The organism is Micromonospora fluostatini (assembly GCF_050410825.1).
GTDB classification, from domain to species: Bacteria; Actinomycetota; Actinomycetes; order Mycobacteriales; family Micromonosporaceae; genus Micromonospora; species Micromonospora rosaria.
The window spans coordinates 2,984,217-2,996,153 of record NZ_CP191251.1 but is presented as its reverse complement, the minus strand read 5'-3'; the positions used below and the strand labels follow the sequence as shown (position 1 = coordinate 2,996,153).

At 70.3% G+C, this 11,937-nt stretch carries 14 protein-coding genes (1 of these 14 cut by a window edge); 9 read left to right on the top strand and 5 right to left on the bottom strand.

All coding sequences use genetic code 11. The annotated features are described in order from the left end of the window. Positions 1 to 36 precede the first annotated feature (36 nt). From ACQUFX_RS12705 to ACQUFX_RS12695, 3 genes are all read right to left on the bottom strand, one after another. Positions 37 to 792: a thioesterase II family protein gene (locus ACQUFX_RS12705; protein ID WP_428966227.1), complete on the bottom strand. Its 756-nt coding sequence runs from the start codon at positions 790 to 792 to the stop codon at positions 37 to 39. Positions 793 to 919: 127 nt separating this feature from the next. Continuing rightward, complete coding sequence (locus ACQUFX_RS12700; protein ID WP_428966226.1) at positions 920 to 1,132, bottom strand: MbtH family protein; 213 nt, start codon at positions 1,130 to 1,132, stop codon at positions 920 to 922. 72 nt (positions 1,133 to 1,204) lie between these two features. Then, on the bottom strand, positions 1,205 to 2,002 hold the full coding sequence (locus tag ACQUFX_RS12695; protein ID WP_428966225.1) for a thioesterase II family protein: 798 nt from the start codon (positions 2,000 to 2,002) through the stop codon (positions 1,205 to 1,207). A 315-nt stretch (positions 2,003 to 2,317) separates the two neighbouring features. Between ACQUFX_RS12695 and ACQUFX_RS12690 the strand changes: the two genes are divergently transcribed. After that, on the top strand, positions 2,318 to 2,887 hold the full coding sequence (locus ACQUFX_RS12690) for a winged helix-turn-helix domain-containing protein (RefSeq protein ID WP_428966938.1): 570 nt from the start codon (positions 2,318 to 2,320) through the stop codon (positions 2,885 to 2,887). Positions 2,888 to 3,040: 153 nt separating this feature from the next. Then, the gene (locus tag ACQUFX_RS12685; protein ID WP_428966224.1) at positions 3,041 to 3,355 is read left to right on the top strand and encodes a hypothetical protein; all 315 of its coding nucleotides are present in this window, start codon (positions 3,041 to 3,043) and stop codon (positions 3,353 to 3,355) included. A gap of 122 nt (positions 3,356 to 3,477) precedes the next feature. Here the strand turns inward: ACQUFX_RS12685 and ACQUFX_RS12680 are convergent, their stop codons facing one another. Next, the gene (locus ACQUFX_RS12680) at positions 3,478 to 4,227 is read right to left on the bottom strand and encodes a MerR family transcriptional regulator (RefSeq protein WP_428966223.1); all 750 of its coding nucleotides are present in this window, start codon (positions 4,225 to 4,227) and stop codon (positions 3,478 to 3,480) included. Positions 4,228 to 4,282: 55 nt separating this feature from the next. Between ACQUFX_RS12680 and ACQUFX_RS12675 the strand changes: the two genes are divergently transcribed. After that, on the top strand, positions 4,283 to 4,966 hold the full coding sequence (locus ACQUFX_RS12675; protein ID WP_428966222.1) for a hypothetical protein: 684 nt from the start codon (positions 4,283 to 4,285) through the stop codon (positions 4,964 to 4,966). 214 nt (positions 4,967 to 5,180) lie between these two features. Beyond that, positions 5,181 to 5,810, top strand: coding sequence for a DUF1707 SHOCT-like domain-containing protein (locus ACQUFX_RS12670; protein ID WP_428966221.1), 630 nt, complete (start codon positions 5,181 to 5,183; stop codon positions 5,808 to 5,810). A 124-nt stretch (positions 5,811 to 5,934) separates the two neighbouring features. Here ACQUFX_RS12670 and ACQUFX_RS12665 read toward each other — a convergent pair whose 3' ends face one another. Then, entirely contained in the window at positions 5,935 to 6,675 is a 741-nt protein-coding gene (locus tag ACQUFX_RS12665; RefSeq protein WP_428966220.1) for a methyltransferase, read from the bottom strand. A 1,022-nt stretch (positions 6,676 to 7,697) separates the two neighbouring features. On the opposite strand from ACQUFX_RS12665, the gene ACQUFX_RS12660 reads away from it, so the two are divergent. The 5 genes from ACQUFX_RS12660 to ACQUFX_RS12640 form a co-directional block, all read left to right on the top strand. Next, positions 7,698 to 8,552, top strand: a complete 855-nt coding sequence (locus ACQUFX_RS12660; RefSeq protein WP_428966219.1) for a 3-hydroxyacyl-CoA dehydrogenase family protein — start codon at positions 7,698 to 7,700, stop codon at positions 8,550 to 8,552. Between the two features lie 109 nt (positions 8,553 to 8,661). Beyond that, the gene (locus tag ACQUFX_RS12655) at positions 8,662 to 9,687 is read left to right on the top strand and encodes an HAD-IIIC family phosphatase (RefSeq protein WP_428966218.1); all 1,026 of its coding nucleotides are present in this window, start codon (positions 8,662 to 8,664) and stop codon (positions 9,685 to 9,687) included. Beyond that, positions 9,680 to 9,976 (top strand): phosphopantetheine-binding protein, encoded by a 297-nt coding sequence (locus ACQUFX_RS12650; protein ID WP_428966217.1) that lies wholly within the window; start codon positions 9,680 to 9,682, stop codon positions 9,974 to 9,976. The genes ACQUFX_RS12655 and ACQUFX_RS12650 overlap by 8 nt, the downstream gene beginning before the upstream one ends. Continuing rightward, positions 9,969 to 11,108 (top strand): acyl-CoA dehydrogenase family protein, encoded by a 1,140-nt coding sequence (locus tag ACQUFX_RS12645; protein WP_428966216.1) that lies wholly within the window; start codon positions 9,969 to 9,971, stop codon positions 11,106 to 11,108. The genes ACQUFX_RS12650 and ACQUFX_RS12645 overlap by 8 nt, the downstream gene beginning before the upstream one ends. Before the next feature lie 89 nt (positions 11,109 to 11,197). Further along, positions 11,198 to 11,937, top strand: partial view of an amino acid adenylation domain-containing protein gene (locus tag ACQUFX_RS12640; RefSeq protein WP_428966215.1) — the start only. It continues 9,274 nt past the right edge of the window; 740 of the gene's 10,014 nt are visible here — the first part of the coding sequence; the start codon lies at positions 11,198 to 11,200; the stop codon falls past the right edge of the window.

Below are 11,937 nucleotides of genomic sequence, written 5' to 3'. Positions count from 1 at the left end.
TCCCTTTCGCGGTCGGTGCTTCGGATCACCCGGCGCTCACCCCGTCGGCCGGGACCGCTGGCGCAGGACGTCCGAGATCAGCCCACCGGCGTCGCTGGCCAGGTGGAAGTGCCCGCCGGGTCGTACCCGGAGCGTGAACCCACCCGAGGTGACGGCGGCCCAGTCCGCCAGCCCGGCCTCCTCCACGAGCGGGTCGCCGGCACCGTGGTAGCAGGTGACCGGACACGACAGCGGCCGGGCACCGGGCCGTGGTCGGTAGGTCGCGTGCGCCCGCAGGTCCGAGCGCAGCGCCGGCAGCAGCAGCTCACGCAGCTCGACGTTGCCGGCGATCCCCGGCTCGATGCCACCCAGCCCGCACAGGGTCTCCCAGAAGCGGTCGTCGGGTGCCAGGTGGATCGTCGGGTCCTTCATCCGGCCCGGGGGCAGGCACGCGGAGGCACAGAGCGCACGCGGCTCCGCGCCGGTGTCCCGCAGCACCAGGGCCGTCTCGTAGGCCACCACCGCGCCCAGGCTGTGCCCGAACAGGATCTGGTCGCGGTCCGGCAGGCGCAGCAGCTCCGCGGCGGCGTGACCGGCCATCGCCGGGACGTCGTCCACCAGCGGCTCGACGAACCGATCGCCGCGTCCCGGGTACTGCACCGCCACGAGTTCGACGTCGGGGGGCATCAGCGCGGCCCATCCGGCGAACGACGTGGCCGACCCGCCGGAGTGCGGGAAGCAGACCACGCGCAGGGACGGGGCCACGGCGTGGGTCACGGGGCGCAGCCAGCCCCGGTGCCGTGTCCGGCCCATCGCACCGCCTTCCTCGGTAGCCGTCCCGGTCGCCCGGGTCGCCGCGCCGGGCGGTACCGCCCGGCGCGTCCGATCCCCGCCGCCCTCCCGTCGCCGACCCGTGCCGGGGCGGGTCACGCCGTGCCGGTCACCCGCCCATCGCCTCGATCAGGCTCTTGGGCCGCAGGTCGGTCCAGTTCCGCTCCACGTACTCCAGGCACGCGGCCCGGGTGTCCCGGTCGTGCGCGACGTGCCAGCCCTGCGGCACGTCGCAGAAGGACGGCCAGAGCGAGTGCTGTCCCTCGTCGTTGACCAGGACCAGGAACTCGCCGTCAGGATCGTCGAAGGGATTCACGCTCACTCCTCGGTCGGGATGCGGTGCCACCCCAGGGTCGGGCCGGTGGCGTCGTGCGGACATCGGGGATGACCACAGTTATGCCGTCCGGCCCGTGCCGGCCGCCCGCCCCGGCAGCGGTCCGGCGGCCCGCGAGAGCAGGTCCGACACCAGCGTGTCGGCGTGCTCGACCAGGTAGAAGTGTCCGCCCGGAAAGGCCCGTACGCCGAAGTCGGAGCGGGTCACCGACGCCCAGCCGGCGGCGTCCCGGTCGTCGACGTCGCGGTCGTCGACGCCGTGGTAGACCGTCAGGGGGATCGGCAGCGCCTCGGCGGCCCGTTCGGCCCACTCCCGGTCGTACCCCTCGACGATGCCGCAGTCGGCCCGGTAGGCGGGCAGGACGAGGTCCCGCAGCTCCGGCCGGGTCAGGAACTCCGCCGGGGTGTGGCCCAGCTCGGTCAGGGAGTCGACCAGCGCGTCGTCGTCGGCCGTCGCCAGCCCCTCCGACCCACCCGCGCCGGGTGCCGCCCGGCCCGAGACGAACAGGCCCGTCAGGTGCCGGGCAGGCAGCCGGCGGGCGACCTCGTAGGCGACCAGGGCACCCATGCTGTGGCCGAAGAGCACCAGGGGTACGCCGCGCAGCTCCGCGACGACCTCCGCGATCGGTGCCGCCAGCTGCGGCATCGTGGTGGCCGGCGGCTCCAGGATGCGGTCCTCCCGGCCGGGGTACCGGACGGCGACCAGCTCCACGTCCCCGGGCACGGCGGGCGCCCAGGTGCGGAAGAAGCTCGCGCTGCCGCCGGCGTGGGCGAAGCAGAGCAGGCGCAGGCGTGGCGCGGGGCTGGCCCGGATGACCCGCATCCAGCGGCCGGTCAGGATACGTCCGTCGGCACTCATCGCCGCCCAGCCTGTCGGCCGGTGGTGGACCCGACATCCGCGATGGCCGTGGTTACGGGCCCGCCGGCTGGCGTAACGGCGCTGATCACGGATGCTCCCGACCGGGCCCGCGCCGAATCATCCAGACATCGCCACGCGGGCGCGGATCGGCCCGGCCCGCTCCGGCGGACCTCCGGCGACGGGACGGCCGGACCCCCGGCGAAGGGACGAGATGAGCAACGCGGAGACCGGGCACCACCCCAAGGACACGCTGGTGGACGTGTGGGATGCCGTCGTACGCGGACAGCCCGGCGACCGGGAGGGTGGTGCGCTGTGATGGCACCCAGTGGCGTGATGTTCGTCCGTTGGCCGGCGCAGAGCGACCTGCGGAACCAGGCGAGGCGCGACGGCGTCCCGCGACTGCTGGTGGTCGAGGCGGGAGCTGAGCCGCCGATCTGCGACGACCCGATCGAGGACTGGGTGCGTGCGCCCATCTCCCGGGTCGACCTCAACGCCCGCGTCATCACGTTGAAGAACCGGCTCGTCAGTCGACGCCTACCCGTTCTCGACTCGGCCGGGAAGCTCTCCATGGGCGCCGCGTCGATCACGATCTCCAGTGCCCAGGCCGTGTTGATGGAGATGCTGATCGAGCAGTTCGGCGACGTGGTCTACCGGGAGGAGTTGACCCAACGGCTCTCCGACCGGGTGGTCCGGCCCACGAGGAACCTGCTCGATCTGCACATCATGCGGCTGCGGCGCCGGCTGCTGCCGCTCGGACTGGTCATCCGGACCGCCTGGGGCCGGGGCTACCTGCTGGAACTCGCGACCGACGAGGCGACGTCCCGGGCCACCGGGGACGTCGATGAGCGTCCCGGGCCGAGGTCGGAAAGCCGTCAGGCCAGTTGAGCCGGGGCCACCGGCGCGGTGGGCGGGCCCGACCGGGCCGGCCGGTACCGTCGGCGATCCGCCTGTCGTGCGGCGGTGCCGGGCACCCGACGGCGGTGATCGTCGGTACAGTGGCGCCCGTGGGCGGACCTTCCGGCCGGCGTGGGAGCTGACGTGGCTGACGACCCTCTGTTCGCCGTTGTCGTGGCAGCGAACGTCGCCCTGAGCGTGTACGCGCTCTGGCAGGTGGCGCGCGGGTGGCGCGCCACGCGGCGGGGCGAGGCCCGGAATCGCCTGTTCATGGCCGGCGTGACCCGGCTGCTGCTGTCCGCCGCGCTCTGGATGGTGGTCTTCCTCTACACGCCCCTCAGCCATGACCTCGGTCCGGCGACCGGGATCGTGGCCCTGGTCGCCGTGGTGGCGCTGTCGCTGCTCACGGTGCTCGTGGACCGCCGTCGACGGCAGGTGGCGCGCACACCGCACCGCTGACGCCCTCGGCCGAGGGACCGGTGGTCGCGACGCTGCGGTCACCGTCGCGGCCTCTCCCGCACGGTGGGGACACCCTGTGCAGCGACAGGCGGTGCGCCTGCTGGTCGTAGCGCCAGGGCGGTTCAGCGTGGGCGAGTCCGGTCGGTGTCGTGGCGGGTCGCGGGTGACGCGGGCCGTACGGGTATCTCCAGGATGGTCGCGACGGTGTGGTCGGCGTCGACCAGGTGTTCCTCCAGGGTGGGCCCGGCGACGGTCAGGCCACGGCGGTGCAGCCAGTGGAACAGGTCGAGGCCGGCCCGGACCACCCCCGTCGCCGGTGGGACGACCGTTCGCACCACCGTACGGGCGGGCAGATCGAGTCGGTCGCCTCCGCCGTCGGCGGTGACGGCCGCGACGAAGTCCCCGGTGGGTCGCCCGTCGAGCCAGGTGAGCAGGGTCGTCGGCGGTGGCGGGCACAGGGCGGCCAGCGCCGACGGATGGGCGATGCGCAGGTGCCGGACGTGCAGGCGGCGCGCACCGACCGTGGCCATCTGGGGCAGGACGGACGTCGGTGCGGCGAGCCGGTCCTCGGCCGCCGCCACGGCGGCGGTCTTGGCCGCGATGTCGCGCCGAAGCTCGGCCACGGTGTCGGCCAGGGCCTGCCGGAGGTGCGTGTCGGGGGCGTCCACGACGTCGGTGATCTGACGCAGGGACAGGCCGAGGTGCTGGAGTCCCCGGATGCGTTCCAGCCGGGCCAGTTCGGACACCCCGTACCACCGGTAGCCGGTGGCGCGGTCCACCATGGCCGGCGCGAGGAGCCCGATCTTGTCGTAGTGGCGCAGGGTGCGTTCGGTCACCCCGGCCATCCGCGCCAGCTCCCCGATCCGCCACACGAGGCCGTCCTCCTGTCTTGACCTTTCCCCTGCGTCAGGGTTCTAGCCTGCCGCCATGAATGCCGCTGACTCCCGCTTCCCGGCCCGGCTGACGGGCACGCTGCTGTTGAGTTCGCTGGTGGCCATGCTCGCGGGCGTGGCCCTCGTGGTACCGATGGGGCTGACCCTGAACCCGGCCGACCCCGCCGCCGTGCTGACGGCCGTGCACACCCGGGTCGCGTGGCACCTGATCGGGCTGGGCCTCGACGTCGTCGGCTGGCTCGCCCTGCTCGCGGCCGGGCTCGTGCTCGCCGCCCGCCCTTCCGAGCATAGGTCGCCGGTGGTGACGCTGGCCGGTGGGCTGCTGGCCTGCGCCGGCCTGGCGGGCCTGCTGCACGACGCCGGGAACCTGGCGCTGACCCAGCTGGCCGCCGACCCCGCCGACCCGACGGCCGCCACGGTGGCCGGGGCGGTCATCCTCACCGCCAAGTGGATGGTCAACCTGGCCGGGCTGCTCTGGGTCGCCGCGACCGTGACCACCGCCCTCGGCGTACCGCTGCCCACCGCGCTGCGTCGCGCCGGCGTGGTCGCCGCGGTCTCCGGCCTCGCCGCGGTCCTGCTGCCGTGGACGACCGGGACCGACGGCCCGTCGGCGTCGCTGGAGCAGCTCGGCTACGGCCTCCACCTCCCGGTGATGCTCTGGTACGGCGCTCTGGGCTGGTGGTTGATCCGGACGACCCCGCCGACCACGCGGGGGTGAACCCCCGCCATGGCCAGATGGTGCTGCGGACTCTTCACCGACGGGTTCGGGGTTCGGGTCCCTGGCGGCGTACCAGCAGCAATGCGGAGGCCAGCGTCAGGAGCGCGGATGGTTGTGGGGACGTGGTCGACCGGTGGCCCGGCAACCCTCTGCCGGATCGGCCGGACGTGAACCCCTCAACGAGCGGTGGGTGTGGGCCGGTAGGCTCGACAAGGTGGAGATCGAGCCTCGACCTGAGCAGTTGTCACGGCAACCGAGTGAGCTGGAGCAGGAGGCCGCCGCGACGGCGCTGCGGGAGGCGGTCGGCGAGGGCCGGCTGACCCTGGAGGAGTTCAGCGATCGGGTCGGGGCGGTGTGGGCGGCCGAGCGCGTCGAGGATCTGGAGCGGGCGACGGCCGGGGTGGTCGTGCAGCCGCCTCCGGTCGGGAGTGCGCAGACCGTGTCGACCGTGGTCGCGATCCTCGGCGACCAGCGGCGGGTGGGGCGGTGGCGGCTGCCTGCCCGGCTGCGGACGTTCAGTCTGCTCGGCGACGTCCACCTTGACCTGCGGACGACTGTCTGCGCCGAGGCCGTCGTGGAGATCGAGGCGTGGAGCCTCCTGGGTGACATCAAGATAACGGTGCCCGACGGGGTGGACGTCGAGCTTGCCGGGATCGGCCTGCTCAGCGACCGTGAACTCCAGCTTGCCCCGATCCCCCCGGTGCCGGGAACACCGCGGATCCGGATCCGGGCGCACACCCTGCTGGGCGATGTGAAGGTCCGTTCGACGGGCTCGGGCAAGGACGTAGTGGGCTGGCGCCGTTGGTTGCTGGGCCAGCAGTCGTCACCGGGCTCCGGCCGGTAGCCGCCGTCACCACCCCCCGGTAGGGAGGCGCTGCCCAGGCCGTCGGCGACCTGGGCATCTCACCCCCGCACGGGCCGCCCCGCCCGTGCCCACCGTGGACGGTGCGGGCTCGTCCTCCTCGTGCTCAGAGCAGCTTGAACTCGTAGATCGACGAATCGATGTGGATCATACCTCGCTCGTCCGCGGCGGCGGCGATGGCGGGGGTCCACCCGATCAGCGTCCCGGGGATCTCGATCCGGTTCGAGTGGTGTTTGCGCGCGGAGAAGCCCATCCGGACCGCGAGGGCCACGATGGAGTACGGATCACCCATCGTGTCGCTGGTGTTCATGAAGACGTGTCCGCCGGCCGCGAGGTGCGGTTTCACCTCGTGGAAGAAGCGCTGGTGGAGGGTGTAGCCCGGGTCGAACACCGAGTGCTCGATCGGCCGGTCGTAGACGCGGTCCTCCCTCGCCCGGACGAGGGGCGGGTTGGACACGATCAGGTCGAAGACGTCCTCGGGGCCGAGTTCGTGGAACAGGTCGCTGGTCAGCGCCTCGACCTTGTGTCCGACGTCGTGCGCCTTGGCGTTGAGCTCGGTGTTGGCGACGGCGGCCGGGTTGATGTCGGTCGCGACGACGCGTTCGCAGCCGCGCATGGCGGCCACCACGCTCGTCACGCCCGCTCCGCACCCGATCTCGAGGAACCGGGTGCCGGGACCGAGGGGCAGCGCGGAGGTGAACACCTCGGTCGCCGGATCGGGAGGCCACACCTCGGGCAGCACGGACCAGGTCGATCCCATGAGCTGTTTGGTGCCGCCGACCTTGATGAGCGAGTCGGCCTGGGCGACCAGCCAATCGCCGACGTCGTCAGCGAACGTTCGGTCCATGATTCTTCCTCGGGGCTCGGATTTTGTCATTGAGGCCGGCGACGCGTGACGCCAGTTGCCCGGTCCGGTTGCGGCACCTGCAAAGCCCTGCGCCGGCTGGGGGCACGGTAACCGTCCCCCGGTGTTGTTGCCAAGCAGTGAGCGGTGCTGTCGGGCGGTGAAAGGGGAACGGGGAACGGGAAACTGGCGGCCGGCGGCGTGCCGAGCAGTGAGCGTCGCTATGGGTGATGAAGGTGGGCCGCGCATCGGGGATTCGGTACCGGCATCGCGCGTTGTGTTCAATAGGAGACCAACTGCGCGTGAACGCGTCGAGTCCGATGGCGCCGATCCGCTGCCCGCACGCGAGGGCCCGGCTGCCCCCGGGACCGGCCCGCCGAGGAGTGGTGAACCGCGTGCTTTCACTCTGATCGTCTCGATTGAGGACGGTGCGGCATGGTTGCGGCACCGGTCCTGGCCGGTGACGTGCGCGTCCCGGCCGTTGACGTGCGGGAAGGCCGAGGCGGGCTGCCCGGCGGCCCGGTGGTCCGTCGCCTGTGGATCAAGAAAATTTCATCGCAGCGCAGGATATAGGTAGATCATCTACGTATTTCGACTCCTGACCGGTTTTGACCGTTATTGCTGCGGAACAGATTGCTTTGACGGTGGTATGTCCTGGCCGGGTGAGTGTGAATTGTTACCGGCATGATCACCAGGTGGGGTAGACGATGTCGCGCAGAGACGGTCCGCAATTGAACGACTACCATCCGTAGTGCCGGTTGTGCCTTTACGGCCCGCAGGGCTCTGTGTATTATCCGTCGCACGAAGTTCTGAACCTGACACAACTCGCAACGGTGGGGGAGCGAGAGCCTGTTGCCGGTTTCCACTTATTCGTGGAGTGGATCCGAACAGCGGGGTAATCGTGAAATAAGCGCCGGGTCGGTATGAGGCCCGACGTCGTTGCTTGATGTGCGAAGACGAATGTTGGGGAGACGTCCGCGTGGATACGCGTGCGTTTTTCCACCATTACCGGGGGCGGCTAGAGAATGGCGACAGTAGGGGTCATCGGCGCGGGTGTGATGGGCAAGGACGTGGCCATCACGTGCGCGGCCAACGGTTACGACGTGATCCTGTCCGATCACGATCCCGACGTGCTGGCCGCCGTACCCCGCGATCTCCGTCGGCTCGTCCGGAAGTTCCGGATGATGTCCCCGGCCGCAGCCGCCTGGAAGACCGACGAGATCCTCGGCCGCATCCGCTACGGTGCCGACCTCGGCGAACTCGCCGGGGCCGACTGGATCGTCGAGAACATCGTCGAGGACCTGGCCGCGAAGGAGCGGCTGTACCTCGCGCTGCGTGACGTCTGTGGCGAGAGCGTGCGGATCGCGGTCAACACGAGCTGCATCTCCATCACCAAGCTCGCCGCCTGCACCCCCCGGCCCCAGAACGTCGTCGGCATCCACTTCATGAACCCGGTCCCGCTGCTGGAGTGCGCGGAGGTCGTCCGCGGCTACCACACGTCGGACGACACGATCAAGCAGGCCGAGGAGTTCGTCCGGTCGCTGGGCAAACGGTCCATCGTGGTCAACGACATGCCCGGCTTCGTGTCGAACCGGCTGTCGCACCTGTTCATGAACGAGGCGGCCTTCCTGGTGCACGACGGCGTCGCCGGGCCGGAGCAGGTCGACGCCATCTTCAAGCTCGGGTACGGGCACAGGATGGGGCCACTGGAGACCGCCGACCTCATCGGCCTGGACACCGTGGTCAACTCCCTGAACGTGCTCTACGAGGAGTTCCAGGACAGCAAGTTCCGCGCCTGCCCGACGCTGAAGAAGATGGTCGCCGCGGGCCTGCTGGGACGCAAGAGCGGCAAGGGGTTCTACACCTACGCGGACCGCTGAGCCCACCCGCACCACTGGACCTCCTCACACCGCTGAAACACCTCCCTGAGTCCCTGATGCAGTCAACCCCTGCACCGCCGAGCAGCGATCCCTTGGAGGACTCCGATCCATGAAGATGGCGAAGTGCGTCGTCTGGGACCTCGACGACACGCTGTGGCACGGCACCCTGTCTGCCGGCGATGACCTCGTCCTCCGCGACGGTGTGGTCAACGTGATCAAGACCTTGGACGCCCGCGGCATCCTCCAGTCGGTGGCCAGCAAGAACAACCACGACGACGCGCTGCGCAAGCTCGAAGAGGTCGGCCTCGCCGAGTACTTCCTCTACCCGCAGATCAACTGGAACAGCAAGTCCAGTTCCGTCGCGGCGATCCGGGAGAAGCTGAACATCGGCATCGACACGATCATGTTCGTGGACGACCAGCCGTTCGAGCGCGACGAGGTCGCCTTCGTCCACCCGGACGTCGAGACGGTCGACTCGGCGGAGCTGGACACCATGCTCTCGATGCCCCGGCTGTCGCCCCCGGTGGTGACCGAGGACGCCGCCCGCCGCCGGCAGATGTACCTGGAGGATCAGGCCCGCAACGAGGCGGAACTCGCCCACCAGGGCGCCTCGGACGAGTTCCTCGGCGGGCTCGACATGATCTTCACGATCTCCCGGGCGAAGGACGGCGACCTGCTGCGGCTCGCCGAGCTGACCGAGCGCACCAACCAGTTGAACTCCACCGGCATCCAGTACTCGTACCAGCAGCTCGAGGAGCTGATGGGCAGCCCCGACCACGACCTCTGGGTGTGCGAGCTGACCGACCGCTACGGCTCGTACGGCAAGATCGGCGTGGCGTTGGTGGAGAAGCAGGACGACCGCTGGACGGTCAACCTCCTGCTGATGTCGTGCCGGACGGTGTCCAAGGGCGTGGGCACGGTCCTGTTGTCTTTCCTGTTGAACCGGGCCGCCGAGAACGGGAAGCGCTTCTTCGCCCGTTTCCGCCGTACCGACCGGAACCGCCAGATGCTGGTGACCTACCAGTTGGCGAACTTCCGCGTGGTGTGGCGCGAGGGCAACGACTACCTGTACGAGAACGATCTCGCGGTCCGCCAGGAATACCCCGGGTACATCAAGGTAAAGATCGATGCGTGACGAGGTGGTGGCGAACATGGCCGACGTGATGGTGGCGGATGCGGCGACAAAGATTCGGGGATACCTGCGGGAGAACATGACCGCGTTCCAGGACGTCGAGTTGGACGACGAGGACAACATCTTCGAGCGCGGCTACTTCACGTCGTTGTTCGCGATGCAACTCCTGCACTACGTCGAGTCGACTTTCGACATCGAGGTCCCGGACGACTACATCATCCTGCAGAACTTCAGTTCGGTCCGCCGTCTCGCGGACATGGTCGGTGAGCTGAAGGCCTCGGCCGGTGAGTGACACAGAACGGTCCGACGTCATCGCCCGAGCGCGACTGTTCGCCGAGACCGAGTTGGCGCCGCGCGCCGCGGAGTTCGACCGTGACGAGTTCCTGCCGCAGGACGTCATCAAGAAGATGGCGGCGAACGGTTTTCTCGGCGCGTCGATTCCGACCGCGTGGGGCGGCCTCGGCCTCGGTCCGCTGGAGTACGGCGAATTCACCGAGGCGATCGGCAAGGCCTGCGCGTCCACCCGGGCGCTGCTGACCGTCCACACCTCCATCGTGGCCGGGACGCTGCTCGATCTGGCGTCGAAACGGCTCAAGGGCAAGTACCTCGCCGCCCTCGCCCGTGGCGAGAAGATCGGCTGTTTCGCACTGTCCGAGGAGGGCGCCGGGTCGGACGCGGCCTCGGTCGCCACGTCGTACATCCGCAAGGGCGACTCGTTCGTCCTCAACGGTCGCAAGAAGTGGATTTCCTTCGCCGGTGTCGCCGACCTGTTCCTGGTGCTGGCCTCCGACAACGGCGTCCCGAGCGCGTTCATGGTGGAGCGCGACATGCCCGGCGTACGGACCCGGCCCATGTCCGGCTTCCTCGGCAACCGCGCGACCCACATCGCGGAGGTCGAGCTCGACGACGTCGAGGTGCCGGCGGAGAACCTCATCGCAGGCGTCGGCGCGGGCTTCGGCTTCGTGGTGAACACGGCCCTTCTGCACGGCCGGTACAGCATCGCGTGGGCTGGTGTGGCGCTGGCGCAGGCGGCGTTGGAGGAGATGTGCTCCTACGCGACGCGACGTGAGCAGTTCGGGGTCAAGATCGGCACGCAGCAGTTGGTGCAGAAGATGGTCGCCGACACGGTCACCAACGTCGCCGCGGCCCGGGAGCTGTGTCGCAGCGCGGGCCGGTCGCTCGCGCGGCGCGACGCGGACGCGGCCACGGAGACGATCATCGCGAAGTACTTCTCGTCCACGATCGCCCAGCGCGCGACGTCGGACGCGGTCCAGGTGCTGGGCGGGAACGGGTGCTGGTCGGGATACCCGGCGGAACGCCTGTTCCGGGAGGCGAAGATCCTCGAGATCATCGAGGGCACCTCCCAGTTGCAGCAGATCCTGATCGCCGACGTCGGCTACAAGAAGTTCGCCCGGAAGGCCTAGGGCGATGAACCGTGTCCGATCCCGCGCGTCGCGAACACCCCGGAGACCGTCATGGCAAGCACCCCGTGTGACCGGGTGGTGAGGCACCGGTGACCATTCCCTGGATCCTCGGCGCGCCGAACGAGCAGTCGCTGCGCGACATCGCCGGGCGGTTGGGCGACCTCGTCGAGAACAGCGCTGCCGACCCCCTGGACGTGGCTCGCACGCTGGCGGCCCGACCGCCGCACGCGCACCGGGCCGTGCTGCTGGGCGGCGGCGACGATCTCGCCGCGTCGCTGCGCCTGCTCGCCCAGGGGCGGCCGAGTCCGCACGTGGTGCGGGGAACGGCGACGGCCGTGGCCCGCCCGGCGTTCGTCTTCCCCGGCCAGGGCGCGGTCTGGCCCGGTATGGCCGAGGAGCTGCTCGACTCCGCGCCGGTGTTCGCCCGGCGCGTCGAGGACTGCGCCGACGCGCTGGCGCCACACGTGGACTGGTCGCTGGTCGACGTGCTGAGGTCGGACTCCCCGGACCTGTACCAGCAGACCGACGTCGTGCAGCCGGTGCTGTTCGCGATCATGGTCGCGCTCGCCGAACTGTGGCGGTCCTACGGCGTCGAGCCGCACGCGGTCGTGTCGCACAGCATCGGCGAGGCCGCCGCCGCCTACGTGTCCGGGGCGCTGTCCCTGGACGACGCCGCGAAGACCGCCGTGCTGTGGAGCCGCGCCCAGTCGACGCTGGCCGGCCGGGGCGGCATGGCCGTGGTGGCGCTGCCGGTGGACGAGGTGACCTCGTGGTTCGCCGGCCGTGGCTACGACGTCGACGTCTCCGGCGTGATGGCGCCGCGCACGGT